We start from the raw sequence: 25,258 nt of genomic DNA, 5'->3' as shown, positions 1-25,258 counted from the left end.
CACCACCCGGCCACCCCTCCCCGCATCGGCGTCGAAGGTCCGACCACGAGCCGGCGCGTGGCGGTCGATCCGGCGGGGGGCCCGGCATGACCACGCGACAACCCACCGCCGCCCCGCAGTCCGGCGACGCACAGCTGTCCCCGAAGCAGCGGCTCGTCCTCCTCCTCGCGACCCTCGCCGGCGCCGCGAGTGCCTGGCACGCCGTCAAACCGTCGTGGCAGGTACCGCTGCCCAGCCCCGCCGTCCTCGGGGAAGAGCGGCTGCAGGACTTCCGCGACGCCCTCTACTTCCCCGTCCGCGAATTCCTCGACGGCGGCAACCCCTACGACCCCGCCGCGATGTTCGCGCACTGGCCCGTGCGCCAGGACTTCAACCTCTACCAGCCCTACCACCTGCTGCTGCACGCCCCGTTCGCGCTGCCCGGCTACCGCGTCGGCGCCGTCGCGTTCACCCTCTTCTCGCTGCTGCTGCTCGTCGCGCTCGCCGCGTTGGCCGCGCACGCCGTCCGGCGGTACGTCCCGGTTCCCTTCGCCGTCACCACCGCCGTCGTCGCCGCGCTGCTGGTGACCAGCCAGGTCGGGAAGGCGCAGCTCTACGTCGGCCAGGTCAACCCGCTGATCGCCGTCGGCGCGGCCGGTGCGCTGCTCGCCCGGCGCGACCGGCCCGGGCTGGCCGCCGTCGCGCTCGCGCTCGCCTGGCTGAAGCCGCAGTACGGCTTCCCGCTGGCCGCCCTCCTGTTCGTCCGCGGCTCGCGGCGGGTCGCGCTGCTCGGTACCGCCATCGCCGCGGCCGCCAGCCTGCCCGTCGTCGTGCTCCTCGTCGTGCGCGGTGGTGGCGTCGGGCCGTTCCTCGACGTCATCGTCGCGAACCTGACCCACGCGCGCGGCACCAGCTACGGCGCGGTGGATTCCGTGACCGCGCAACGCATCGACATCGCCGCGGTGTTCTTCCGCGTCACCGGCCGGACGCCCTCCGAGCTGGTGGTGCTGGCCGGTGCGCTCGTCGCGAGCGCGCTGCTCGTCCGGCGGGCGAAGGAGCCCATCGCCGATCTGCTGACCGTGCTCGCCGTCGTGGTCTGCGTCGTGCACCAGCCCGGTGACGTGCTGATCGCCGTGCCCGCGATGGCCGTCGTGGCCGTGCTGTGGTGGCGGCACCGGGGCGAGCCGGGGTGGACCGCGGCCGGGTCGGCCGTCCTCGCCCTCGCCGTCCCCTTCGTCCATTTGTACACAGTGGACTCCGCGGTGGTCTCGCTCTTCGGGTCGCGCACGGCGGTCACCGTGGACGGTGCCGCGGTGGTCGTCGCGTGGGTCCTCGCCGTGGTCGCCGCGCGGCGGGTGCAGGTCACGTGACCGCGCTCGGGACCCGCGCGGTCCGCGGCTCGCTGTGGCTGGGCGTGGTCAACCTGGTCAGCAAGAGCAGCCAGATGCTGGTCACGCTGGTGCTGGCCGCCCTGCTCACCGAGGGCCAGCTCGGCGCCGTGGCGCTCGCGGTGGCGCTGGTGAACCTCGGCCAGGTCGTGCAGTCGATCGGCGTCTACGACGTCATCGGCCGCACCGAACTCGACCCGCGCCGCACCGCGGGCACCGTGCTCACGCTGAGCGTCGGCGCCGGGACCCTGCTGGCCGTCGCGCTGGTGGCCACGGCCGGACCGCTCACGGCGCTGCTCGGCACGCCGGACGCCGCCGGGCTGGTCCGGCTGGCCGCGCTCGGCCTGCCGTTCTCGGCCGCGGGCGGCGTGCAGATGGGCTTGATGCACCGCGAGCTCGACTTCCGGCGGCGGCTCCTGCCCGACGGCGGCAGCGCGGTGCTGGGTGCGGCGCTGACCGTCGCACTCGCCGTGGGCGGCGCCGAAGCGCTTTCGCTGGTGCTCGGCCTGCTGGCCACGGCGGTGGCGCAGCCGCTGCTGGGCGCCCTCGCGCGCGGCGGGGTCCGGCCGTGCTGGGACACCGCGGCGGCGCGCGAAGTCCTGCGCTGGGTGGCCGTGGTGGGCCCGGCCGCCGTCGTCGGCGCGCTGCTGGTCAACCTGGACTACTTCGCGGTCGGGCACGTGCTCGGGCCGGACGCGGTCGGCGTCTACTCGGTGGCGTACCGGCTGGCCTGGGTGCCCTACATCATGGTGGCGGTCGTGCTCGGCGCGGTCGCCTTCCCGGTGTTCACCCGGCTGCGGCGCGAAGGGGCACCGCTCGGCGGGGCGGTCACCCGCTTCACCCGCGCGGTCCTCGTGGTGACCGGCGGGCTGTACCTGGCGCTCGCGGTCCTCTCCGGCCACGTCGTCCTGCTGGGCGCGCGGTGGGCGGGCGCGGCCGGTCCGCTGGTGCTGCTGTCCGGCTACGGCGCGGGCATCTGCCTGCTGCAGATCTGGTACCAGGCGGTGAAGGCGACCGGGCACGTCCGCCGGTACCTGGCGCTCGAGACGACCCACTTGGTGCTGCTCGCGGCCGGGCTGGTGGTGCTGACCCACGCCGGGATCGGCGCGGTCGCCTCGGTGCAGTGCGCGGCGGCGTGGCTGGTCGTCCCCCTGGCCTGGCGGGTGCTGGCCGGGCTCGGCGTGGCGCCGTCGCCCGCCGAACTGGGCGGGATGGCCGTCCGCGTCGCGCTGGCCTGCCTGGCGGGCGCGGTGCCCGCGGTCGTGGCCGGGCCGTGGTTCGGGAACTCGCTGCCGGGAGTGGTGGCCGAGGCGGCGGTCCTCGTCGCCGGGTACGCCGGGGCGACGTTGCTGCTGCAGCGGACCGCGCTCGCCGAACTGCGGCGGGGAGGTCTCCGGTGAGGCTCGTGCACGTCTCCCAGCCCGTGACCGCGGGCGTCGCCGTGGTGGTGCTCGAACTCGCCGTGGCCCAACGGGACCGCGGCTGGTCGGTCACCATCGTCTGCCCGCCGTCCGGCTGGCTCGCCGAGCAGGCACGGGGACTCGGGATCGACGTCCGGAGCTGGCACGCCGGCCGCTCGCCGGGTCCCGGCTCGGCCGTCGAAGCCCTGCGGCTGCGGCGGCTGCTGGCCGAGCTCGACCCGGACGTCGTCCACCTCCACAGTTCGAAGGCCGGGCTGGCCGGACGGCTGGCCGTGCGCGGCGGGCGCCCGACGGTCTTCCAGCCGCACCTGTGGTCGTTCGAAACGGCTAGTGGTCCGCTGCGCCGCGCGTCCGCCGCGTGGGAGCGGTTCGCGTCGCGGTGGACCGACCTCGTGGTCTGCGTGAGCGACGACGAACTGGCCGCCGGACGGGCCGCGGGGGTGAGCGCCGACGCGGAAGTCGTCTGCAACGGCGTCGACACCACCCGGTTCGTCCCCGGCGACCGGCACGCGGCCCGCCGCCGGCTCGGGCTGCCTCCGGAGGCTCCCGTCGCGGTCTGCCTCGGCCGGCTCGCCGAGCTCAAGGGCCAGGACCAGCTGCTGTCGGCCTGGCCGGCGGTGCTGCGGCGGCTGCCGGACGCGCGGCTCGTCTTCGCCGGCGACGGGCCGATGGGGCCGCTCTGGCGCGAACGGCACGCGGTGGCGGGACACCCGTCCGTGCGCTGGGCGGGTCACACCGACGACCCGGCGGCCTGGTACACCGCCGCGGACGTCGTCGTCCTCCCCTCGCGCGCCGAGGGCATGGCGCTGGTGCCGCTGGAGGCGATGGCGTGCGCGCGGCCGGTCGTCGCGTTCGACGTCGGCGGGATGCGGCAAAGCGTGGCGGACGCGGGCGCGGTGCTGCCACCCGGCGACGTCGACCGGCTCGCCGACGCCGTCGCCGCGCGCCTAGCCGACCCGGGGCTGGCCCGGCGCGAAGGCGAACGCGGCCGCCGCCGCGTGGAACTGTCCTTCGACCGGGGGCGGATGACCGACCAGGTCACCGCACTGGTCGACAAACTCACCCCGTCGGAGCGCCTCTCGTGACCCGCATCGCCTATCTGCTCACCCAGGACCGCGGCGGCCCGGTGGACGTCACCGTCCGGCTGGCCGCGACGCTGGCCGCCGACGGCCACGACGTCCGCGTCTTCGGGCCGGTGCCCGCGCGGGACGCTTCGCTGCTCGACGGCCTGCACGAGGAAATCGCGGTGGCCGACAAGGAAGACCTGGCGGCGGCGGGCCGGGCACGGGCGGCGCTGCGGGCGTGGCGCCCCGACGTCGTGCACGCGCAGGACCGGCGGTCGGGGCTGGTGATCGCGGGGCTGCGGTTCGGCCCGCGGCCCGCGCTGGTCCAGACCTACCACGGCGTGCCCGACGACGTCGCGGAGCCGTGGTTCCGGGGTTCGCGCGGCGCCGCCGGGCCCTCGGCGTACACCCGGACGGTGCTGGCCGCGGACGCCGTCGTCGCCCGCGTCCTGGACCGGACGGTCGTGCCGGCCGAGGCGATGGGGGCGTTCCTGCGCCGCCGCCTGAGGGTGCCGTCCGGGCGGCTGGCGCACATCGACAACTGCGTGTCGCCCGCCTCGCCGACGCCGCCGCGCGGGCCGGTGCGGCACCTGGTCTTCGCCGGGCTCCTGGTGGAGCGCAAGGGGATCCTCGACCTGCTGGCGGCACTGTCCCTGCCGGGGGTGCTGCCACTCGACGCCCGGCTGACGGTGGCCGGCGACGGCCCGGAGCGAGCGGCGGCCGAGCGGGTCGCACAGCAGCCGCCGCTGGCGGGCCGCGTGACGTTCCTCGGCTTCCGGCCGGACGTCCCGGCCCTGCTGGCTGCCGCCGACGCACTGGTCCTGCCGTCCACAATGGAGCAACAGCCGCTGGTGGTGGCCGAGGCGATGGCGGCGGGCAAGCCGGTACTGGCCACGGCCACCGGCGGCGTCCCGGCCATGCTCGACGTCCCGGACGCCCCGACGTTCCTGTCCCCACCGGGCGACGTCCCCGCCCTCGCCGACCGGCTACGCGCCCTGTTCGCAGAGCCGGACCCCGGCCGGCTGGGCCGCCTCCTGGCCGAACGCGCCCACGAGCGCTACCGCCCGGAGGCCTGCGCCCGCCGCCACTTGGACCTCTACCACCAGCTGATGAAGGTGTGTCGTCCCGTCAATCACGCGTGATGCCCCTTCAATCACGCGTGATGCCCCTCGGATCACGCGTGATTCCCCTTCAAGCACGGGGAGGTGCGGCTCAGGCCGCTGACGGCCGCCAGAAGCAACCACGCTTCGACCGCGGGAGCAGGCGATGTCCCCGATCAGCCGCAGCCGGAGCGCGGAGAGAGTAAATCCCTCAACCAGCCCGACGAGGTAGCACAGGAGGTGCGACTCAGGCGCAGCTGGGCTGCCCCGGGCAGCTCCGCATCATCCGGATGATCGGCGCGGCCGGGATCGTCCCGTCCGCTCCCGGCATCCCCTGCGGCCAGGAAATCGACAGCGCCACCGACGAAGAGTTGTTCCGGTAGTTCGTCTCCAGCAGGGTCCGGTCCCCGTTCACCGTGTTCACCAGGTCGTACGTCCCGGTCGGGACGTGGGTGATGTCCAGCCACTGGAAGTCGACCGTGTACTTGTAGTCGTCGCCCGAGCCGACCGAAATGCCCTCCAGGACCTCGAGCGCCGTGGGCTCGTGGTGGCGGCACATGTTCTCGCGCAACGTCTCGGCGAGGTCCGCGTCCGGGCCGCTGTCGCCCGGGACGTTGGCCAGCCGGTCGGCGTCGTGGACCTCGAAGCGGTCGCCCAGGCAGAAGCCGTTCTTGCGGTCGGTCACGATCGTCTTGCCCTGGCGGGAAACCAGCGAGAAGTGCTCGAAGTTCATCAGGTGCCAGTGCTGGTGGGCCAGCGCCGGCTCGTAGTACGTGTACGCCCCGGTGGCCCGCTGCGCCGCCGCGTAGCTGCCCGGGATCGCGCCGTCCGTTCCGTTGCGCAGTGCTTGGCGGACCGTCATGTTCGCCTGCTTCGTGCTGTCACGACGGCCGTACAGCAGCAGCGGTCCGTCGCCGACGTTCTCCTCCGAGCTGGTGAACCGCAGCCGGACCGCCTTCGCCACCGACGGGGCGACGCAGCGGCCGTTGGGCGCCGCCGGGTCGATCACCAGGCAGACGTCCCAGGCCGTGCACAGCGGAAGTTCGCCGGAACTGCCGCCGGCGCACCCCGGCGGCGCCTGCCGGAGGTCGGGCAGCAGGAGGCTCGGGGCCGCGTCGGCCCGGGGCGCGGACGCGGAAACGACGGCCGTGAGCGCGACGAGCGCCAGTACCGCGAATTTTCTGAACAACAGCGGGGCCGTCCTGTCCGGTATTCCGATCGCGCTCATTCTAGGGCGTCCGCATTTCCGCCGGACGACACCGCGGTGTCACACGATCGACTGAGTCTCCCCCGGTTTCCCGGCTCCGGTCAGTAGCGTGCGGCGAACTCACCGCCCGAAAGGACCGCACCGCATGTCGACGACCACCGCAGATTTCCGCGCCACCCGTTCCCCGGCGGCCGGGGACGCCGGAACCGGTGGGGTCACGCTGGTCTGCGGCACCCGGCCGGAACTGATCAAGCTCGCGCCGCTGATGCGGGCGTTCGGCGACGCCTGCGCGGTGGTCTACACCGGACAGCACTACGACCGCTCGCTGTACGCGCGCATCCGCGCGGACCTGCCGCCGTCCGACCGGTTCCACGAACTCGGTGTCGGCGCCGGCCGCCGCGGTAGCCAGCTCGGCCGGACGGTCAGCGCGGTCGACGAAGTGCTGGCGGACCGGCCCGGCCGGGTGGTGGTCGTCCAGGGCGACACGACGTCCGCGCTCGCCGGCGCGCTGGCGGCCAACGCGCACGACCTGCCGCTGGTGCACGTCGAAGCCGGGCTGCGCAGCCACGACCGGGCGATGCCGGAAGAGCACAACCGCGTGCTGATCGACCACCTCGCCGACCTCTGCTGCGCGCCGACCGAGCTCAACCGGGCCCAGCTGCTGGCGGAAAACGTGCCGGACGAACGGATCGCCGTCACCGGCAACACCGTCGTCGAAGCACTGCAGGCCGCGCTGCCGCCCGCCGAGGACCGCCGGGCCGTGCTGGCGGCCCGCGGGCTGGAGCGCGACCGGTTCGCGCTGGCGACGATCCACCGCCCGGAGAACGTCGACGACCCCGCGCGGCTGGCGGTGATCCTGCGCGAGCTGGGCCGCCTGCCGCTGCCGGTGGTGTTCCCGCTGCACCCGCGCACGGCCAAGAGCATCGAGGCGGCCGGCCTGCGGCCGCTGCTCGACCCGCTCGTCGAGCTGGAACCGCAGGCCTACCCGGCGTTCCTGGCGCTGGCCGCGGAGGCGGCGGTGCTCGTGTCGGATTCCGGTGGCATCCAAGAGGAAGCCAGTGTCCTCAAGCGACCGGTGGTGGTGGTCCGGCGCAGCACCGAGCGCCCCGAGATCACCGGGACGTTCGGCACCCGCGTACTGCCCGGGCCGTCGATCGGGACGGAGGTCGCCCGCTGGCTCGACGACGTGGCCGGCCACCGCGAGCGCCTCCGCCACCTCCCGTCCCCCTACGGCGACGGGTCCGCCACGGCGCGGATCGTGACGGCGCTGGCGGCCCTCCTCGATCAGCGGGCCGGCGCGACCGCCGGCTGATGCGCCACCAGGCTCACCACGTCGTTCGCCAGCCGGACGCTGGAGTTCCAGCTCGTCACGTCCGGGTAGACGTGGGCGGTGGTGGCCAGCAGGACGCCGGTGCCGTCCACCGTCACCGGCGGGCGCGCCGCCAGGTAGCCCAGCGGGTACACCGGTTCGACGAACGGGGCCTTGAACACCCGGACCTCCTCGATGCCGTCCGCACCGAGCTCCGGGTACAGCCCGCGCAGCTGGGCCGACCAGCGGGCCGCGATCGCCGCGTCGTCGTCGAGGTACAGCCGCGAGCCGCGGTCGGTGTAGTGCATGACGTACACGAGGTGGCGGCCGTCGTCGGCGCCGGCCAGCGCGGACATCGACACGACGCCGTCGAACTCCGTGCCCGAGTGCAGCACCGGCGTCCAGTAGTGCTCGGTGACCGGCTTGCGGAGGAAGAACACGCCGGTGACCACGCCCTGGTAAGGCAGCTCCGTCTCCGGCAGCCGGGCGGCGAGCGCGTCGTCCGCGAGGTGCCGGAGCAGGGGCAGCGGCACGGTCGAGATGACCTGGTCCGCGTCGAGGACTTCGCCGCCGGCCAGGGTCAGCACCGACCGGCCCTCCGTGCTGGACAGCCGCTCGACCGGCGTCGACGCGCGCACCACGCCGCCCGCCCGGGTGATCGACGCCTGCAGCGCGTCGATGATCGCCTTGTAGCCGCCGTCCGGGTAGCCGCGGGTGGCGACGTTGCGTTCACGCCCCAGCCGCTGCCACAGGTACAGCGCCGGGACGTCGCCGAAGGCCGGCCCGAACTTCGAGCCGAACATCGGCGCGAAGAGCCGCTCCCACACGACGTCGCCGTAGAGCCCGCGCAACCAGTCCTCGGTGCGCAGCGTGTCGAGGTCGCGGCCGCGCCCCAACCGGCGCAGCAGCAGGGAAACCACGCCGAAGCGCACCCGGTCGGGCAGCCGCAGCGCCGGGAACCGCAGCAGGTCGAGCGCGGAGTTGAACGGGTGGTGGCGGCCGTCGACGACCATGCCCATCGTCGTTTCGCGCCACCGCACCGCGTCCCGCAGGCCGAGCTCGCCGAGCAGGGCCAGCAGGCTCGCGTCCGAAGGCATGATGCAGTGGTAGAAGCGCTCGAGCCACCGGTCGCCGTGCGCGAAGAACGTGCCGAGGCCACCGAGCTGGTCGCTGCTTTCGAGCAGGGTCACGCGGGTGCCGCGGCGGGCGAGGCGGTGGGCGGCGGCCAGGCCGCAGATGCCGCCGCCGATCACGGCCACGTGCGGGGAGTCGGGAGGGGTCACCGGTCACAGCTTCCGGTAGGGCGCCGGGCTGAGCCGGTCGCGGGCGAGCAGTTTCAGGTATTGCACGACGGTCCGCCGCAGCTTCAGCTTGCTCGGCCCCTGCTTGCGGTCGTACCGCAGGGCCAGCGGGACCTCGGTGATCACCGGGCGGCAGTGGCGCAGCTTGAGCAGCAGCTCCACCATGCAGGCGAAGCCCTGCTCCTCGATCAGCCGCTCGCCCCAGTGCGCCGAAGCCCGCGCCAGCAGCGACGCCCGGTAGGCGCGGTAACCGCTGGTGAAGTCCCGGACGCCGTCGACGTCGAGGGCGCGGTGGAACAGCTGGGCCGCGCCGCGGGACAGCAGCCGCCGCCCGAACGGGGCGGTCCGGTCGTCGCCGCCCGGGACGAACCGGGAGCAGATGGCGACGTCGGCGCCGGCGGTGATCTCCGCCTGCAGCGGGCGGATCAGCGCCGGGTCGTGCGTGTCGTCGGCGTCCATCACCACGACGACGTCGTCGGGGCCCGCCTCCTCCAGCGCCGCGCGGAGCCCGGACAGGACCGCGCGGCCGAGCCCGAGGTTCACCAGGTGCCGCACGACGCGGACGTCGAGCCCGCCGTAGCCGGCCTCGGCCACGGCGACCGTGGCGTCGGCCGAGCCGTCGTCGACCACCCAGACGGTGACCTCTTCGGTGCGGGCCACGTCGGCGAGCCGGCGCAGCAGCGGCGGCAGGGACGCCTCTTCGTTGAACGCGGGCAGCACGACGTGCGCCCGTCCCCCGGTCCGGGCCCCTGCGGGATCCGGTCCGGTGCGGTCCGGTTCGGACAGTGTGGCCAGGGTGGTCTCTTCGCGCGCCACGGTTCCCCTCGTCTCGGTTGTCCTCGTCGTCGCCCATCACCCGGAAGGAATCGGGTTTGGTGGGGCCGTCGAGTCCTATTCGGCTATGTTGTGTGGTTTCTTTAGTGGCCCCGGAAGTCCCCCGGAAGGAAGCGCGCCATCAGAACTACTTGGTGTTTCCGGAAATCACCGGATCGGGTCGCTCACGCGCCCCGATCGAGTGCATTTCCGGGACTTCGCGGGAAAATTCACTCGATCGTGCCGGTGTTGCCTCGAATGGCTGAGTCGTGCTGAAAGCGAGAATGGAATCGTCATGTCAAGTAGAGGTCGAGGCCGGTGACTGAACTCAGAGACACGGTCGTCACCGAAGCGGTGCCGGCACAGCGGCGCGTCCGCACGGGCGAGCGGCCGCGCGACGCCGTGCGCGCCCGCCCGTTCCTCGCCCGGGTCAACGCCGTCGCCGTGCTGCTGGTCGCCGTCGACGGCGCCGCCTGGCTGACCGCGGTGCTGCGCACCGGGCCCGGCCCGGCGTGCGCGGCGGTGACCGCGGCGGCCCTCGCGGGCGCCCGGGTGGCCGGCCGCGTCCACCGCCGCCGCCTCTGGCTGTCCTGGCTGCAGGACCTGCCGCGCTCGGTCACCGCCACCGCGCTGGCGTTCGCGCTCGTCACCGGCTTCGGGCTGGTGTCCGGGATGGACGGTGACGACACGGCGCGGATGCAGGAAGTGGTGCTGTGCTTCGCCGTGCTCAGCGAAGCCGCCCGCCCGGCGGTCTTCGCGTTCGGCCGGTGGGGCAGGCGGCGGCTGCGGCGCTGCGACCGGGCCGTCGTCGTGGGGTCCGGCCGGATCGGCGGCGAGCTGGTCCGCACCATGCTGGAGCACCCGGAGTTCGGGCTGCTGCCGGTCGGCGTCGCGGCGTCCGGGCCGGACCCGGTGCCGCCGGGGCTGCCGGTCGAGCGGATCGAGGGCGACCTCACCGGGGCCATCGCTCGGCTGCGCGCGGGCACGGTGATCCTCGCCCCGGCCGACGAATCGGACGGCGCGATCGTCGACGCCGCCATCACCGCCCACCGCCTCGGCTGCGTCACCCTCGTGCTGCCGCACCTGTTCGAGCTCTGCCCGGACGGGCCCGGTGTCGACCGGCTCCGCAGCTACCCGCTGGTGTGGCTGGGCGGCGCGCCGACCCGGCGGCCGAGCTGGTGGGTCAAGCGCGCCGTGGAGACCGCGCTGGCCGCGGCCGCGCTCGTCGTCCTCGCCCCGGTCATCGCGGTCTGCGCGCTCGCGGTCGCCCTGGAGAGCGGGTTCCCGGTCTTCTTCCGGCAAGTCCGGGTGGGGATGGACGGCGGCACGTTCGTGCTCTTCAAGCTGCGCAGCGTGCGGCAGGCCGCCGTCGACGATTCGCAGACGCGCTGGTCGGTCGTCGGCGACCACCGGGTCGGCCCGGTCGGCCGCTTCCTCCGGCGGTCCTCTTTGGACGAGCTGCCGCAGCTGTGGAACGTCGTGCGCGGCGACATGTCACTGGTCGGCCCGCGGCCGGAGCGGCCGGTGTTCGTGCACGAGTTCTCCGCCGTCCACGACCTGTACTGGGCCCGGCACCGGGTGCCGACCGGGCTGACCGGGCTGGCCCAGGTGCACGGCCTGCGCGGGGACACCTCGATCGCGGACCGGGCGCGCTACGACAACTACTACATCGCGAACTGGTCGCTGTGGCTGGACGTCAAGATCGTCATCCTCACGGTGGGAGAACTGCTGTGCCGAAGGCAACGCTGATCCGGCGGCACCCGGTGGTGTCCTGGACGTCCGCGGCCGTGCTGCTGGCGAGCTGCCTCGCGGGCTGCGTCGCCAGCTCGGCGCAGGAGCTCGCCGCCCCGCCGCCGAAACCGCTCGCCCCGTGCGCGTGGTGGTACGGGATCGGCAAGCCGCCGACTTCGCAAGAGATCGAGCAGGCGGCCAAGCGCTACCAGGTCGTCGTGCTCAACGCCGACCAGGGCACGGCCATGCGCCGCCTGCACCAGCTCAACCCGCGGGTGAAGGTGCTGGTGTACAAGGACCTCTCCAGCACGCGCAACTACCCGGGCGCGGTCGACGGCGGCCAGGACGCGGTGTTCCTGCCCAGCGGGATCGGCTACGTCGCCGCGCAGGAGACCCACCCCGAGTGGTTCGCGCTGGACGTCAACGGCAAGCGCATCGAGTGGCAGGGCTACCCGAAGCACTGGCAGATGACGGTCTGGAACCCGGACTACCAGCAGGCCTGGACGGACGCCGTCGTCGCCGAAGTGAAGCGCGAAGGCTGGGACGGCGTCCTCGCGGACAACGACTTCAACTCACTGAGCCACTATTCGTCCGCGGTGCTCGCGGGCACGGCGAACGTCGCGGAGACCGACCGCAAGCTCCGCGACGGCCTGGACGCGTTCCTGGCCAAGGCCGGCGACGCGCTGACGAACGCCAACAAGCTGCTGGTGCCCAACGTGTCCGAGACGCACCTGGTGCCGGGCCGCTGGACCGCGCACTCGCGGTTCGGCGGCGCGATGGAGGAGAACTTCGGCTTCCGCGAGAACGGCGGCACCGGCGGCCTGCTGACCTTCCGCGGCAACGAGTTCCAGGAGCTGCGCGCGCAGGCCGCGCTCGGCGAGTCGCTGCTGCTGCTGGTGACCAGGACGCACAACGCGCGCGAGGAGCGGTCCGGGTACGCGAGCGCGGCCCTGCTCGCCGGGCCCCGCACGTGCTGGACGCGCGCGACGACCGACGACTACCGCACCCCGGAGTGGTCGTCACTGCAGGACAGCGGCCTCGGCGAGGCGGTCGACGCGGCCAGCCGGCTGCCGAACGGCGTCTGGAGCCGGACGTTCAGCCACGGCTGGGTCGCGGTCAACCCGACCGCGTCCCGGCAGGCGGTGGTGCCCCCGGACGGCCTGATCGCGCCCGGCGCGCCCCCGCCCACGGCGACGCCCACCACGGCTCCCCCGACGACCCGAACCACGGCGCCCACCCCGGCTTCGACCTCGCCTTCCCCGTCGACGTCGGCTTCGGCTTCGCCCGCCACCACGACCACGCCCGCCCCGCCGCCGATCACGCTGGAGGCCGCGGACGCGGTCGTCCTGATCGACCCCCAGCAGCTCGTGAAGCGCGGCGCGTGGCGGGTCACCCGCGACGAGTTCCGGGTCGGCAGGCTCTGGGCCCGGTGACCGGCCCTACCAGGGACGGCCCGCGGTCAGGCGGGCCGTGAAGCCGGTCTCGTCGCGGTGCAGCGTCACCTCGCTGCAGATCTGGTGCGCGATCCACAGTCCGCGGCCGCCGACGCTGCGCTCCGCCGGCAGCAGCCCGGCGAACGGGTCCGCCGGGCCGGGGCCCGCGTCGTGCACCGAAACGACCATCTGCCCGGCTCCGGCCCAGATCCGCACCCGGACCGGCGGCCGGCCGTGGCGCAGGGCGTTGTCCACGATTTCGCTCACCGCCAGCACGAGGTCGTCGACCTCGGCCGCGGGCAGGTCGACCGGCGCGGTGGCCAGCACCGCCCGGCGGGCGTCCCCGGGACGCGGGTCGGCGAGCTCGGCCCGCGGCGCCGTGTGCTCGATCGGGAGCGGCGTCATCGGCCGCGGGCCGGTCAGGAACGACAGCGGGTCGACGTAGCCGGTGTTGGTCTCGTGGCCGCCGGGGGTGGCGACGAAGGGGTGCGTCCTGGCGACGTCGTCGAGCACGTGCCCCGGGGTCGTGCGGGTGTCGTAGGCGCACACGCTGCGCAGCGGGAACTCGCCGTAGGCGTGGTTGACGGCCGCCTCGTAGCGGGCCCACCAGTCCCAGGACGTGTCGATCGCGGCCGGCGGGATCTCGCCGAAGATGCTGATGCCCGCCGCGCCACCGGCGACGAACCCGGCCAGCAGCTCGCGGTAGGACCTGATCGCCGCCGCGGGCCGCGCGTACAGGTCGCGGGTGGACAGGTACTCGACCCGCGCGGACGACGGCAGGGCGGCGCGCACCAGCTCGGCGCGCTCCGGCTCCAGCGACACCAGCGTGGGCTCGCCGGCGGCCAGCCCGCGCTCGAGGAACGGCACCGCGACGGCGAGCAGCTCCTCGTCGCCGCGGTAGTGGACGGCGGCGTGGTCGTAGCCGGGGACGGCGGTCATGCCGCACGCTCCACGCGCACCCCGGGCAGCTCCAGCAGCTCGATGATCCGCGCCGGGGTCGACAGCCGCGTCCGCAGCACGACCGTGGTGGCGTGCCGCTCGGCGTAGCCGGCCAGTGCCATCAGGCTGCGGTGGTCGACGAAGTCGAGGCCGGTGGCGTCGATGGTGGTCGTCCCGTCCTCCGAGCGCAGCCCGGCGCGCTCCAGCGCCTGCGGCCAGAGCCGGCGCGACTCCGGGCCCAGTTCACCGTCGAGGGCCGCCGCGCTGCCGTCCGCGGTGTGCCCGTGCAGGTGGAACGGCGACCCGCCCGCGTGGGCGGCCGGGTGCATGCACGCGAGCTGAGCGACGACCTCGTCGCCGAGCTCGCCGGCGTCGTAGGCGCACATCGCCGACATCGGGTGGCCGGCCATGTAGTGGTCCACCAAGTGCTCGTAGCGGGCGAAGGCGTCCACCTGGGCCGGGGTGCGCACCAGCGACGTCACGTCGGCCGCGACCCGCAGCCCGGTGAACCCGGCCGCCAGCGCCTCGGACGTGGCCGCGGCGTAGTGCTCGACCTGGCCGGCGGGATCGACGACGGTGCCGCTCGAGTAGGCCGCGTCGACCGAGGCGACCTGGACGGCCCCGCGCTCCAAGCCCTGGTCACAGCGCTCGTCCGCGCGCAGCTGCCCGGTCAGCGCGGCCTCGTCACCCGGGGCGACGTAGAGCACCCGGGCGCCGGCCGTCAGGCCCTCGGCGAGGAAGTCCTGCGCGTGGGCTACGAACTCGCCGCGCTCGCGGAAACTCAGGCACACATGGTCGCGGACCCGCGCGGGCGGGCCGTCCGCCCGCTCGGTCGGCATCAGCACGGACCCGAGACTACGCCGACGGAGGAGTTCCGGGGGTGGCCGCCCGTGCGCCGGGGTCCCGGACCTCGGCCGCCGGTTTCGCGCACACGCAGAACAGGTTGCCCTCCGGGTCGGCCAGGACGACCCAGTCGTCCGCCGGGTCGTCCTCGACGTGGCGGACGAACCGCGCGCCGAGGCCGAGCAGCCGGTCGACCTCGTGCTGCTGGTCGTCGGTGTAGAGGTCAAGGTGCATCTGCTCACGCGTGGCGACCGGCGTCGAGGACCGCTGCAGCGAGAGGTTGACGTACCGGCCGCGCAGCAGGCGGAAAGCGTCGTCCCCGGACACCGGCTCGAGGTCCAGTGCCGCGGACCAGAAGCGGGTCATCGTGTCGAGGTCGGTGCAGTTGATCACCGTGCTGCCCAGCCTGATCGCCATGGTCGCCTCCCGCTCGCGTGCGGGCCGGTTACCCGTCACCCCGCCAGCGCGAAACCCGGGTGCGGCGGCTGGTTGTAGGCGGTGTTCTGCCAAGCCACCGCCTCGCGGTACTGCCGGTCCTGCATCAGCGACACGTGCGAAATGCTCGTCGGGTCCGTGGTCGAGAAGATCCGCAGCGCCCGGTCGTCCGAGGTCGGCCAGACGACCTCCTCGCGCCAGTCGCCGAACAGGTCGGCCTGCAGCGACGGGGTGCTCTTCGTGCCGTTGTTCGCGTGCACACCGGAGGCGGTCAGCAGCCGGGTGTCGGCCGCGGTGCCGTACTTGTCGATGTGCGTCCCGTCCAGGAGCTCGCGCTGGGCGTCGCCGTCCCACCAGATGACGAAGTTCGCCGACGACGGCTTCCGGCCGATGTTCTGACCGCTGGTGTTCAGCAGCCCGGACACCGCGGACGACCACGACTCCGCGCCCGGGCTGCCGGCGTAGACGTCGTCCGAGACGCCGCGGCCGTTGTCACAGGTGCAGGAGGCGTTCTGCCAGATGAGCTGGCCGGTCTTCGCGTCGGCCATCCAGGCGGCCGGCTTGCTCTTGTCTTCGTCCACTTTGAACTCTTCCAAGCCGGGCCGCGCCGGGATCAGGTCACCGACGTGCATGGCGTCGCCGTGCCCCAGCCGCGTGTTCCACAGTGGACTTCCGGTGTCGTCGACCGCCATGGCGCCGAAGACGATCTCGTCCCGGCCGTCGCCGTCGACGTCGGCGATGGTCAGCTGGTGGTTGCCCTGGCCGGTGTACTGGGAGCCGGCCGAGTTCGAGTCGAACTTCCAGCGCTCGGTCAGCGCGCCGCCGCGGAAGTCCCAGGCCGCGATCACGGTCCGGGTGTAGTAGCCGCGGCTCATGACCAGGCTCGGGTGGACGCCGTCCAGGTAGGCCGTGCCGGCCAGGAACCGGTCGACGCGGTTGCCGTAGCTGTCGCCCCACGAGGACACCGTGCCGCGCGGAGGGTCGTAGTTCACGGTGGCCGCCGTCGCGCCGGTCTGGCCGTTGAACACGGTGAGGAACTCCGGCCCGGACAGGACGTACCCGCTGGAGTTGCGGTAGTCGGCGCTCGCGTTGCCGATGACCTGGCCGGTGCCCGACCGCGTGCCGTCCGCGGTCTTCATCGCGACCTCGGCCCGGCCGTCGCCGTCGTAGTCGAAGACCTGGAACTGCGTGTAGTGCGCGCCGGCCCGGATGTTGCGGCCGAGGTCGATCCGCCAGAGCCGGGTGCCGTCGAGCCGGTAGGCGTCGACGTAGACGTTGCCGGTGTACCCGGACTGCGAGTTGTCCTTGGCGTTGGTCGGATCCCACTTCAGCACGAGCTCGTACTGGCCGTCGCCGTCGAGGTCACCGGCGCTGGCGTCGTTCGCGGTGTAGGTGTAGGTCTCGCCGGCCGGGGTCGTGCCACCGGACGGCGGCTGGATCGGCACGTCCCGGGTGTTCGCCGCGAGCCCGCTGGTCAAGCTCAGCGACTCCTCGGTGGCGAAGGCCGACACCCGCTCGACGCCGCCGGTCACCGCGCGCACGGTGTACCGGGCCCCGGCGGGCGCACCCGCGTCCACGAAGTTCGTCGGGCCGGTCACCGGGGTGGCGGTCACCTTGGTGCCGTCGCGGTAGACGTTGAACGCCACCCCGGCCGGGTCGTCGGTGAGCAGGCGCCAGGCGACGGTGTTGCCCTGGGCGGTGTGGACGCTGACCACGCCGCGGTTCAGCCGGTCGACCTGCGGCGCGGCGGCCGCGCTGGCGGCCGGTGCGGGAACCAGCGCGGCCACGAACAAGCCGACGACGATGACCGCTCGCTGCCTGATGGGCATGAGGACTCCCTTGTCCCGAACGAATACAGTCCTAAGTGGATTGATGCAGCTCTTTCCCGACTGGGAGCGCTTCCACAGTAACACGGCGGAGCCGGGCGGAACACCGGCAGCGAGACGGAAAGCGGGCGACCTGCTTAACGTTAAGTTCTGTGGTGACCGAGTTCCAGAAAGCGTTTTCTGAACTGTCGGTCATGGAAGACCGCCCCCCCCCCCCCCCCCCCCCGCCGGGTGAGGACCGTTTCCGCGGCGCTCGTCGTGGGTATCACCCCCTTTGCCGGTAACCGACCATGCGTGCGTGCGCACTGCGCGAGGTGAGGTCATGGTGACGACGACAGGCGAGAGCTTCCCGCTTCCGATCAGCATCGAAGACACCGACGTCGACCAGCTGGAAGCAGCCGTCGGCGTCCTGCGGGCCCTGGACTACCGGCAGGGCGGCGGGTTCTGCCGCGACGCCGTCCGGGTGGTCAAGACGGCGAGCCTGCTGCTGCACTGGGGCACGGTCCCGCAACCGTTGCGCGCCAGGCTGTCCACGGTGCTGGCCGACGTGCACAACCTGCTGGGCTGGACGGAGTTCGACATCGGCCGCGACGAGGCGGCCCGGCGCCGGTTCGAGCGCGCGCTGGAGATCGCGGCCGAAGCGGGCAACGACAACCTGGTGGCGAACATCCGCTACCGGCTCGGCCGGGTGCACCTGCACCGCCACGACGCCCGCGGCGCGCTGGCCGAGTTCGCCAGGGGCCGGGAAGCCGCCGTCCGCTCGGATTCCGGCCGGGCACTGGCCATCCTCGCGGCGAACGAGGCGTGGGCGTTCGCGATGGCCGGCGACGAGCGGCCGGCCCTGACCCGGCTGGCGGAGGCCGAGGCGGCCTTCGCCACGGCGGGCTCCTGGCCGGAGCCGAGGCCGTGGGAGGCGTTCTTCCGCGAGACGGACATGGCGGCGATGCACGGCACGGTGCTGACCGAGCTGGCCACCGCGGTGGCCGGCCGCTACAGCGGCGAAGCGATCACCCAGCTGACGTCGGCGGCCGGCGGCTACGGCGCGGACATGGCCAGGAGCCGGTCGTTGACGCTGGTCATGCTGGCCCAGAACCACGCGCTCCGAGGCGACTTCGACGAGGCCACCCGGATCGGCGGGGAGGCGGTCGACCTGGCCGCGCAGGTGGGCTCGGTCCGGCCGAAGGACCGGCTCGCGCCCCTGGAGCGGCTGCTCACCGCGCACCGCGGCGACGCGGCGGTTTCGGGGCTGGCCGACCGGATCGGACGGTACCGCTCGGAGCCGCTGGGCTGAGCCCACCCACCGCGGCGACCGGCCGGGCAGGCGGGCCCGATCCGGCCCCAGGACCGGCCGGCGCGGCTGCTCACGGCCCCTGGACCGAGCCCGCTCACCCGGGCACACCCTCGGCCGGACGACCCCGGCGACGACCGATGTTTCGCCGTCACGCGACCGGGGTACCCGCGACTCGGACCGACCCGTCCCGTGCTCGAGAAGGGATCCCAGCATGCACCCCAAGGGTGATCGTGACCGCTGACGGCAACCGCGTCCGGCCCCAGGACCTGCTGCGCGTGACGGCCCACCACTCCGGCCGCGCGGTCGTGCTGGCCGCGGTGGGCGAGGTGGACCTGCTCAGCGCGCCCGTCCTGAGCGACAGCGTCACCACCGCGCTCGCCGACGCGCCGGAACTGCTGGTGATCGACCTGTCCGAGGTGTCCTTCCTGGCCTCCATCGGCATCACGACCCTGCTCGAGGCGCGGCACGCGGCGGGCACCGGCACCCGGGTCCGAGTGGTCGCCCCCGAACGCGGCGTCGTCAACCGCACCCTTCAGCTGACCGGCCTGCACGAGACGCTGGCCCTCGCCACCACCCGGGACGAGGCGCTCACCGGCTGAACCGCGCCGCGACGGTGCGGAAGACCTCCTTCGGCTCCCAGGCGAGCCCCGGGTACGCCGTGCCGCTCCGCCCGGCGAGGACTTCGACCAGCCCGTAGCTCGCCAGGTCCAGGTCGCGCCGCGGGTCCGGATCGGACGGGTATTCGTAGCCGGCGAAGGTGAACCAGAACGCGCCGTGCACGCCCTCGGCCTCGAAGACGTCCATCAGCTCGGTGAAGTACGCCGCCTGGCCGGCCTCGTCGCGGACGTAATCGCCGTTCAGCGCCCGCGGCTCGGCCTCGAAGTCGACGATCAGCCAGCCGGTGCCGCCCGCGTCGGCCGCGCCCCGGTGGGTGCAGCAGCCGAATTCCGTGACGACCAGCGGCTTCCCGCGGCTCGCGTGATCACGGACGAGCTGCGCGAAGCCTGCGGCGTTGCCGGCCGAGCGGTACAGGTTGACGGCCGCGAAGTCGAACTCCGCCCAGTCGATCTCCTCCCACTCCCCGGCGGCGTAGGTGAGCTTGCCGCCGAAGTGCGCCCGCGCGGCCGCGGCGACCTCACTCAGCACCGTGCCGAAGTCCCACTCGTGGGAAAACCCGGCCCAGGCGGCGGGGTCCGCCGCGTTGCGCAGGCGCTCCATCAGGACCGCGCCGGGCACGAAGCCGGTGCAGAACAGGGACATCTCGCAGCCGAGCACGAGCACGGTCTCGGGGTCACGCGCCCGGATCTCCTCCGCCCGCCGCGCGCACTCGGCGAAGTAGGGCGTCAGCTGCGGCGGCGTGAGGTCCATCGGGAACGGCGAAAACCACACGCGCAGCCCGGCGTCGACCGCGGCGTGCGCCGCCACGGTGAGGCGCTCCGGGTCGTCGCCGGTGATGCGGACCGCGTCGCAGTGCAGGTCCGCCGCGATGATCCCCAGTTCGCGGCGCACGACCGCGGGCTCGAACTCCCGGCGCGACCGGTCGCCGACCGCGCCGCCGAAGCCGGTGTCGTAGTTGATCCCCCTGAGCTGCATCGGCCCCTCCCCCGGATGCGCGGCCTGCCACCCGGAGCCGCAGGAACGCGCTCACCAGGGTGTCGATCGTCCGCGCCGCCATTGTCGCGGTACCGGTACGTCCTGGACAAGGATGGTCTGCTCGGCGGCTTCGCCCAGGGGCGCAGCCGACCACCTGCCCACGCCCGGACCGGGTCGGTGGCAAACTGTCGCGATGACTGGCACGTCGTTTTCCGTCGTCACCCGCACCACGGAGACCGGCGCGGTGGTGACCGTCACGGGCGAGATCGACGTGGCGACCGCGCCCAGTCTCCGCACCGGGCTGCAGGACGTCGCACTCGAGCCCGGCCACCGGCTGGTGGTGGACCTGGGCGGGGTGACGTTCTGCGACTCCAGCGGGATCTCCGCGCTGATCACGGCCTACAACGTGGCCAAGGCCGCCGGGGCGGACGTCGCGCTGGCCGCGGTGCCCGCCCGGCTGAGCCGGACGTTCGGGCTGATCGGCCTCGCGGACTTCTTCCCGACCTACCCGAGCCCCGAAGAGGCGCTCGGCGGCTGACGGTCCAGCTCGGCCAGCACCGCGCGGATCGCCGGGCTCGCCTCGGCACTGCGCCGCCACACCGCGTGGACCTCGCGCTTCGGCGGCCGCCGCAGGGGTCGCGCGAGCAGCTCCGCGCCCAGCGGCGGCCGGGCGAGCCGCGGGATCAGGGCGACCACCTGCCCGGAGGCCACCAGCGAAAGCTGCGTCGCGAAGTCGTCGACCAGGTGACGCACGTCCGGTTCCGTTCCCGCCGCGGCGAACAACCGCCGGGACCACTGGTGGCACACGGTTCCCGGCGGGCTGGTCACCCACGCGTGCCCGGCCAGCGCGGCCTCGTCGAGCGGCGTGGCGGCCTCGGCCAGCGGGTGGGTCCGGCCGACGACGACGTCACCGACGTCGGTGTGGAGCCACCGCCGCGCCAGCGACGGCGGCCACGGGGTGGGCAGCAGGCCGTCGGCGTCGTGGACGAGGGCCAGGTCGGCCGTGCCCGCGCCGACGCTGTGGAGTGCCTCGCCGGGGTCCTGCTCGGTGAGTTCGACGCGCAGCTGCGGGCACCGCGCCGCGAGCGGGGGCACGACGGGCGCGAGCAGGCCGCGGATCGCCGTCGAGAAGGCCACCACCCGGAGCGTGCCGCGCGGCGCGCCCGCCGACACCGACCGGGCGGCCTCGGCGCAGCGCTCCAGCGCCTGGAAGACCTCCGGCGCCGAGTCGGCGATGGCCTGCCCGGCCGGGGTCAGCACCACCCCGCGGCCCGCCGGCGCCAGCACCGGGACACCGACCTGGCGTTCGAGCCGCTTGATCTGCTGCGAAACGGCCGACGCGGTGAACCCGAGCTCCTCGGCGGCTCGCGCCAGCGTCCCCAGAGCGGCCACCGCGCGCAACGCCCGCAGCGCGCCCACCTCGATCATGAAATCAGGCTACGCAATATCGGCAAAAAAGCATCGCTGGACCGCAGTAATCGGGCCGGGCATCTTCGGGACATGACCGAATTCGGCACGAACCTCGCCGCGATGGTGACCCCCATGCAGCCCGGCGGCGCGCTCAGCGAGCCCGGCCTCGCCCGGCTCGTCGAGCACCTGCTGGCCACGGGCTGCGACGGCCTGGTCGTCGGCGGGACGACCGGCGAGTCACCGACGCTGTCCGAGGCCGAAGCCGCGGGCCTGGTCCGGGCGGTGGCGGCCCGGGTGGCGGGCCGAGCCCGGGTGATCGCCGGCGTCGGCACGTACGACACGGCGTCGAGCATCCGCCGGGCCCGCGAAGCCGAAGAGGCGGGCGCGGACGGGTTGCTGCTGGTCTGCCCGTACTACTCCCGGCCGACGCAGGAGGGCGTGCTGGCCCACTGCGTGGCGGTCGCGGACGCGACCGAGCTGCCGGTGATGCTCTACGACGTCCCGGCGCGAACGGGGGTGGCGATGGCGCCGTCGACGCTCATCGAGCTGGCCGGTCACCCCCGGATCCGCGCGGTCAAGGACGCGAAGGGGGATCTGTTCGAGGCGATGGCGGTGATGTCCCGGACGCCGCTGGCGTACTACTGCGGGATCGACGAGCTCACCCTGCCGTACCTGGCTTGCGGGGCGGCGGGGTTGGTCAGTGTGGTGGCCAATGTGGCGGCCGACCGCACGGCCTCGCTGATCCAGGCCGTCGGCGACGGTGACCTGGTCAAGGCGCGGGCGGTCCATGATGGGCTGATCCCGCTGATGGACCGCCTGCTGCGCTCGGGGACGGCTGCGGCGAACACCAAGGCCGCGTTGGCCGAGCTGGGTGTCATCCCGCACCCGAGTGTGCGGCTCCCGCTGCTCGAAGCCGAGTTCCGCCCCTGATCACGCGAGTTCCGGCCTCGATCACGCCAGTTCCGCCGTCGATCACGCGATTTCGGTCCAACCCACCAAGCTTGCCCGATTTCGGGCAAGAATTTGGGGTTCGAGACTCAGCAAGGCATGATGGCCCGCGTGGAGGACACCGACATCGTCGAGCGCGTGGCCGCGTCCACCGGGCTGCCGCCCGGGGTCGCCGCCCGGGTGGTCGACGACGTGCTGGCCTTCTACCGGACTCCCACCGAGGACTATGTGCGCCGCCGGCACGCCGAGCTGCAGGCGCAGGGCCGGAAGAACCCCGAGATCTTCCCCCTGATCGCCGCCGAGCTCCGCGGGCGGCTGGTGGCCGCGCCCGTTCTCTCCGAGCGGCAGCTGCGCCGCATCGTCTACGGCTAGGAAGAGGTCACCCCATGTGCGGGATCGTCGGCTACATCGGCGGCCAGAACGCCGCCCCCATCCTGATCGAGGGCCTGACCCGGCTCGAGTACCGCGGGTACGACTCCGCGGGCATCGCCGTCCTCGGCGCGAAAGGCGCGCCGCAGGTCCACCGGGTCGTCGGCCGGGTGCGCAACCTCGCCGCCGCGCTGCCCAAGCGGCTCGCCGGGAAGGCCGGCATCGGGCACACGCGCTGGGCCACGCACGGGCCCGCGTCGGAGGCCAACGCGCACCCGCACTCCTCCGAGGACGGCCGGATCTGCGTCGTCCACAACGGCATCATCGACAACGCCGACGCGCTGCGCGCCCAGCTCGCCGACGCCGGCGTCACCCTCGCCTCCGAGACCGACACCGAGGTCCTCGCCCACCTGATCGCGCGTTCGGGCGCCGAAACCCTCGAAGACGCCGTCGTCGAGGCGGTCTCGCGGGTCACCGGCACCTACGCCATCGCCGTCACCGACAGCGCGCACCCGGACCGGCTGGTCATCGCGCGCAACGGCTCGCCGCTGATCATCGGCGTCGGCGAGCGCGAGATGTTCGTCGCCAGCGACCTGGCCGCGCTGGTGCGGCACACCTCGCAGGTCGCGCACCTCGACGACGGCGAGTTCGCGACCGTCTTCGCCACCGGCTACCGCACCTTCACCGTCGACGAGAGCGACACGACCAAGCCGGCCACCGAGATCGACATCGACGCCGAGGACCTCGACCTGGGCGGCTACCCGCACTACATGGCCAAGGAGATCCAGGAGCAGCCGGAGTCCGTCGAGCGGATCATCCGCGGCCGGCTGGACGACCGGTTCGGCGTCGCCCGCCTGGACGGGCTCAACCTGACGCCGCGGGAGCTGCGCGGGTTCGCGCGGGTGAAGATCCTCGGCTGCGGGTCCGCCTACTACGTCGGCCAGATCGGCGCGACGATGATCGAAGAACTCGCCCGGATCCCGGCCGACGCCGAGGCCGCGTCGGAGTTCCGCTACCGCAACCCGATCATCGAGGCCGACACGCTTTACATCGCGGTCAGCCAGTCCGGCGAAACGATCGACACCGCCTTCGCCGTCGAGGAGATCAAGCGCAAGGGCGGCCGGGTGGTCGGCCTGGTCAACGTCGTCGGCTCGACGATCGCCCGTGCCTGCGAAGGCGGCGTCTACCTGCACGCCGGCCCGGAGATCGCGGTCGCCTCGACCAAGGCGCTGACCAACATGGCCGTCGGGTTCGCGCTGATCGCGCTGGCGCTGGGCCGGGTGCGCGACCTGTCCAATGCGGACGGTCAGCGGATCATCGACGCCGTGCGGGCGCTGCCGGGCCAGATCAAGTCCATTCTGGACTTCGAGCCGGAGATCGCCGAGCACGCGAAGACGATCGCCGCGGCGAAGAGCCTGTTCTTCGTCGGCCGCGTCCGCGGCTATCCGGTGGCCCGCGAGGGCGCGCAGAAGTTCAAGGAGATCTCCTACCGCCACGCCGAGGCGTACCAGACGTCCGAGCTCAAGCACGGCCCGCTCGCCCTGATCGACGAAGCACTCCCGACGGTCGCGGTCGTGCCGTCGGACGAGCTGACCGAGCGCAACCTGGCCGCGGTCCAGCAGATCAAGGCCCGTGGCGGCGCGGTACTGGCGGTGACCCACGCGAGCGTCGACTTCGGCGAACTCGACGTCCCGCGGATCGTGGTGCCCAAGACCGAGCCGGAGCTCGACCCGATCCTGCTGACCATCCCGCTGCAGCTGCTCGCCTACCACGCGGCGCTGACGCTGGGCTACGACATCGACAAGCCGCGCAACCTGGCCAAGTCGGTCACCGTGGAGTAGGGCCTACTCGCGCTCGACCTTGCGCAGGCCGCCTTCGGGCGTCCACCACTCGACGACCAGGAGGGTCGCCGCCGCGTTCAGGTGGGTGTGCACGACCTCGGCGACGTCCACCACGAACCGCTCGCCGTCCGCGGTGCGCACCCGCCCGGCGATCTTCGCCTCGCCCGGCCACTGCGCCTCGGCGCCCTCCACCGGGTCGACCGTCGCGCTGTGCAGCGCGAACCGCGGGTCCCGCCGCAGGTCCGCGCCCTTGCGCGCGTCCGGCATCGACCCGAAGGTCAGCTCGCCGTCTTCGAAGACCGTCTCGATGCCCGAGATCCGCGGCGAGCCGTCCGCCCGCAGGGTCGCGATCGTCTTGTGCTTGTGCGCGTCGAACAACGCCCGCACCCGCCCCGCGAACTCCGGTTCCGCCGCTTCGAACTCCCGCCACGCCGTCATGCGTCCATGGTCCCGCACCGCAGGCCCGCGACGAGGATCCCGGCCAGCCGCCGCGCGTCGTACTCGGGGTCGGCGTCCGCGCCGATGCAGAGGTTGCCGACACCGCGCATGAGCTCCAGCGGGCGCACCTCGGCCCGGATCTCGCCTGCCGCGACCGCCGCGTCGAGCAGTTCGGCGCACACTGGCACCAGGCGGTCGAGGAAGTAGGCGTGCAGCGACTCGAAGCCGGCGTTGTCGGACTGGAGCACCCCGGCCAGGCCGTGCTTGGTGACCAGGAAGTCGACGAACAGGTCGATCCACCGCGCGAGCGCGGCGTACGGCGAGTCGTTCGCGGCCAGCAGCGCCGGGCCCGCCTCGGTGCAGGCGTCCACCTGGTGCCGGAAGACGGCGATGATCAGGTCCGCCCGGGTCGGGAAGTGCCGGTAGATGGTGCCCATCCCGACACCGGCCTTCGCCGCGATGTCCCGCACCGGCGCGTCGACGCCGGAGGCGACGAAGACGGCGGCCGCCGCGTCGAGCAGCGCCTTCTCGTTGCGCCGGGCATCCGCGCGCTTGGGCTTGTCCACGGGTCCTCCTTGC

Annotated in this window: 24 protein-coding genes; 13 read left to right on the top strand and 11 right to left on the bottom strand. The window is 73.5% G+C overall.

Annotated features, from left to right (window positions below):
* The first annotated feature begins 86 nt into the window (after positions 1-86).
* Genes HUT10_RS37495 through HUT10_RS37480 form a run of 4 tightly spaced genes read left to right on the top strand, consistent with a single transcriptional unit; the run spans position 87 to position 4,994 of the window.
* On the top strand, positions 87-1,349 hold the full coding sequence (locus HUT10_RS37495; protein ID WP_176175511.1) for a glycosyltransferase 87 family protein: 1,263 nt from the start codon (positions 87-89) through the stop codon (positions 1,347-1,349).
* Positions 1,346-2,767, top strand: coding sequence for an oligosaccharide flippase family protein (locus tag HUT10_RS37490; protein ID WP_254897203.1), 1,422 nt, complete (start codon positions 1,346-1,348; stop codon positions 2,765-2,767). Before HUT10_RS37495 ends, HUT10_RS37490 begins: the two co-directional genes overlap by 4 nt.
* Entirely contained in the window at positions 2,764-3,873 is a 1,110-nt protein-coding gene (locus tag HUT10_RS37485) for a glycosyltransferase (RefSeq protein WP_176175509.1), read from the top strand. Before HUT10_RS37490 ends, HUT10_RS37485 begins: the two co-directional genes overlap by 4 nt.
* Positions 3,870-4,994: a glycosyltransferase family 4 protein gene (locus HUT10_RS37480; RefSeq protein WP_176175508.1), complete on the top strand. Its 1,125-nt coding sequence runs from the start codon at positions 3,870-3,872 to the stop codon at positions 4,992-4,994. The genes HUT10_RS37485 and HUT10_RS37480 overlap by 4 nt, the downstream gene beginning before the upstream one ends.
* Before the next feature lie 205 nt (positions 4,995-5,199).
* On the opposite strand, the gene HUT10_RS37475 is transcribed toward HUT10_RS37480, so the two are convergent.
* Positions 5,200-6,141, bottom strand: coding sequence for a lysyl oxidase family protein (locus tag HUT10_RS37475; protein WP_176175507.1), 942 nt, complete (start codon positions 6,139-6,141; stop codon positions 5,200-5,202).
* A gap of 163 nt (positions 6,142-6,304) precedes the next feature.
* On the opposite strand from HUT10_RS37475, the gene wecB reads away from it, so the two are divergent.
* The gene (gene wecB / locus HUT10_RS37470) at positions 6,305-7,471 is read left to right on the top strand and encodes a non-hydrolyzing UDP-N-acetylglucosamine 2-epimerase (RefSeq protein ID WP_176175506.1); all 1,167 of its coding nucleotides are present in this window, start codon (positions 6,305-6,307) and stop codon (positions 7,469-7,471) included.
* On the opposite strand, the gene HUT10_RS37465 is transcribed toward wecB, so the two are convergent.
* Positions 7,444-8,751 (bottom strand): NAD(P)/FAD-dependent oxidoreductase, encoded by a 1,308-nt coding sequence (locus HUT10_RS37465; protein WP_176175505.1) that lies wholly within the window; start codon positions 8,749-8,751, stop codon positions 7,444-7,446. The two genes, wecB and HUT10_RS37465, sit on opposite strands and share 28 nt — an antisense overlap.
* A gap of 3 nt (positions 8,752-8,754) precedes the next feature.
* Positions 8,755-9,585 (bottom strand): glycosyltransferase, encoded by an 831-nt coding sequence (locus tag HUT10_RS37460; protein ID WP_176175504.1) that lies wholly within the window; start codon positions 9,583-9,585, stop codon positions 8,755-8,757.
* A gap of 315 nt (positions 9,586-9,900) precedes the next feature.
* Between HUT10_RS37460 and HUT10_RS37455 the strand changes: the two genes are divergently transcribed.
* On the top strand, positions 9,901-11,331 hold the full coding sequence (locus HUT10_RS37455) for an exopolysaccharide biosynthesis polyprenyl glycosylphosphotransferase (RefSeq protein WP_176175503.1): 1,431 nt from the start codon (positions 9,901-9,903) through the stop codon (positions 11,329-11,331).
* Positions 11,313-12,746, top strand: coding sequence for a putative glycoside hydrolase family 15 protein (locus tag HUT10_RS37450; protein ID WP_176175502.1), 1,434 nt, complete (start codon positions 11,313-11,315; stop codon positions 12,744-12,746). The genes HUT10_RS37455 and HUT10_RS37450 overlap by 19 nt, the downstream gene beginning before the upstream one ends.
* 6 nt (positions 12,747-12,752) lie before the next feature.
* Here HUT10_RS37450 and HUT10_RS37445 read toward each other — a convergent pair whose 3' ends face one another.
* From HUT10_RS37445 to HUT10_RS37430, 4 genes are read right to left on the bottom strand one after another with little or no spacing between them, the layout of a single operon-like run.
* Positions 12,753-13,685 (bottom strand): sensor histidine kinase, encoded by a 933-nt coding sequence (locus tag HUT10_RS37445; RefSeq protein ID WP_176175501.1) that lies wholly within the window; start codon positions 13,683-13,685, stop codon positions 12,753-12,755.
* Positions 13,682-14,524: an MEDS domain-containing protein gene (locus HUT10_RS37440; protein ID WP_176178228.1), complete on the bottom strand. Its 843-nt coding sequence runs from the start codon at positions 14,522-14,524 to the stop codon at positions 13,682-13,684. The genes HUT10_RS37445 and HUT10_RS37440 overlap by 4 nt, the downstream gene beginning before the upstream one ends.
* Before the next feature lie 16 nt (positions 14,525-14,540).
* On the bottom strand, positions 14,541-14,945 hold the full coding sequence (locus HUT10_RS37435; RefSeq protein WP_176175500.1) for a VOC family protein: 405 nt from the start codon (positions 14,943-14,945) through the stop codon (positions 14,541-14,543).
* 35 nt (positions 14,946-14,980) lie between these two features.
* Positions 14,981-16,792, bottom strand: a complete 1,812-nt coding sequence (locus HUT10_RS37430) for a rhamnogalacturonan lyase (protein WP_176175499.1) — start codon at positions 16,790-16,792, stop codon at positions 14,981-14,983.
* Between the two features lie 319 nt (positions 16,793-17,111).
* On the opposite strand from HUT10_RS37430, the gene HUT10_RS37425 reads away from it, so the two are divergent.
* Together HUT10_RS37425 and HUT10_RS37420 are read left to right on the top strand one after the other, a co-directional pair.
* On the top strand, positions 17,112-18,080 hold the full coding sequence (locus HUT10_RS37425; protein ID WP_176175498.1) for a tetratricopeptide repeat protein: 969 nt from the start codon (positions 17,112-17,114) through the stop codon (positions 18,078-18,080).
* Between the two features lie 230 nt (positions 18,081-18,310).
* Entirely contained in the window at positions 18,311-18,679 is a 369-nt protein-coding gene (locus tag HUT10_RS37420; protein WP_254897202.1) for an STAS domain-containing protein, read from the top strand.
* Here HUT10_RS37420 and HUT10_RS37415 read toward each other — a convergent pair.
* Positions 18,669-19,673, bottom strand: coding sequence for a hypothetical protein (locus HUT10_RS37415; protein ID WP_176175496.1), 1,005 nt, complete (start codon positions 19,671-19,673; stop codon positions 18,669-18,671). The genes HUT10_RS37420 and HUT10_RS37415 overlap by 11 nt on opposite strands.
* A gap of 193 nt (positions 19,674-19,866) precedes the next feature.
* Between HUT10_RS37415 and HUT10_RS37410 the strand changes: the two genes are divergently transcribed.
* Positions 19,867-20,211: an STAS domain-containing protein gene (locus HUT10_RS37410; RefSeq protein ID WP_176175495.1), complete on the top strand. Its 345-nt coding sequence runs from the start codon at positions 19,867-19,869 to the stop codon at positions 20,209-20,211.
* Here the strand turns inward: HUT10_RS37410 and HUT10_RS37405 are convergent.
* Positions 20,178-21,101 (bottom strand): LysR family transcriptional regulator, encoded by a 924-nt coding sequence (locus HUT10_RS37405; protein WP_176175494.1) that lies wholly within the window; start codon positions 21,099-21,101, stop codon positions 20,178-20,180. The genes HUT10_RS37410 and HUT10_RS37405 overlap by 34 nt on opposite strands.
* Positions 21,102-21,173: 72 nt before the next feature.
* Here HUT10_RS37405 and dapA point away from each other — a divergent pair, with 72 nt between their 5' ends.
* The 3 genes from dapA (at position 21,174) to glmS (ending at position 24,241) form a co-directional block, all read left to right on the top strand.
* Complete coding sequence (dapA, locus tag HUT10_RS37400) at positions 21,174-22,013, top strand: 4-hydroxy-tetrahydrodipicolinate synthase (RefSeq protein ID WP_176175493.1); 840 nt, start codon at positions 21,174-21,176, stop codon at positions 22,011-22,013.
* Between the two features lie 117 nt (positions 22,014-22,130).
* Positions 22,131-22,403 carry a hypothetical protein gene (locus HUT10_RS37395; protein ID WP_086842019.1) on the top strand — a complete coding sequence of 91 codons (273 nt, stop codon included), beginning with the start codon at positions 22,131-22,133 and terminating at the stop codon, positions 22,401-22,403.
* A gap of 14 nt (positions 22,404-22,417) precedes the next feature.
* Entirely contained in the window at positions 22,418-24,241 is a 1,824-nt protein-coding gene (gene glmS / locus HUT10_RS37390) for a glutamine--fructose-6-phosphate transaminase (isomerizing) (RefSeq protein WP_176175492.1), read from the top strand.
* A gap of 3 nt (positions 24,242-24,244) precedes the next feature.
* Here glmS and HUT10_RS37385 read toward each other — a convergent pair whose 3' ends face one another.
* Entirely contained in the window at positions 24,245-24,679 is a 435-nt protein-coding gene (locus HUT10_RS37385) for a pyridoxamine 5'-phosphate oxidase family protein (RefSeq protein WP_176175491.1), read from the bottom strand.
* Positions 24,676-25,245 carry a TetR/AcrR family transcriptional regulator gene (locus HUT10_RS37380; RefSeq protein WP_176175490.1) on the bottom strand — a complete coding sequence of 190 codons (570 nt, stop codon included), beginning with the start codon at positions 25,243-25,245 and terminating at the stop codon, positions 24,676-24,678. Before HUT10_RS37380 ends, HUT10_RS37385 begins: the two co-directional genes overlap by 4 nt.
* Positions 25,246-25,258: the final 13 nt, after the last annotated feature.

This window comes from Amycolatopsis sp. Hca4, assembly GCF_013364075.1.
Taxonomy (GTDB): Bacteria; Actinomycetota; Actinomycetes; order Mycobacteriales; family Pseudonocardiaceae; genus Amycolatopsis.
The sequence above is the reverse complement of the archived record's forward strand: the minus strand, read 5'-3'. Positions and strand labels throughout refer to the sequence as shown.